1 pseudogene is annotated in these 394 nt (G+C 61.9%); it reads right to left on the reverse strand.

The features are described 5' to 3' along the window. Window positions 1–394: pseudogene (locus tag GSQ89_RS39325) on the reverse strand (ISAs1 family transposase); the annotation flags it as partial.

Raw genomic sequence — 394 nt, forward strand, 5'->3', positions numbered from 1 at the left:
TACGTCGCCGGCCAGTTTTCCTTCAGCGACAAAACATAGTCCCCACCTCCCTCGATGATGGTTTGGGCGATCTCTTTCTGCGTTCCCATCGCATCGATGGTGACCAAGGCTCCTCTCAATTCCAGACGGCGCAACAGCAACGGAATGGCGGTGATCTCGTTGGACTTCTCCGCCACGGTCTCTTGTCCGAGAACCAGCCGCTGACCCGTCCCCTCCGCTGGCTTTCCATCGGCTACGCCGACGGAACCTTGGCCACCGTCGCCCAGGCGGACACGGTGTGCAGCGGCAGGCGCCCCTTACGACGGTCGTGACTACGGCGGGAGGTCTTGCCGTCGATCGCGATGACCTCCGGAACATCAGTACGCAACCCGTCCACCCAGGCCAGGAAACAGCT

Origin of the sequence: Acidisphaera sp. S103 (assembly GCF_009765975.1) — a bacterium.
Lineage (GTDB): Bacteria > Pseudomonadota > Alphaproteobacteria > Acetobacterales > Acetobacteraceae > Rhodopila.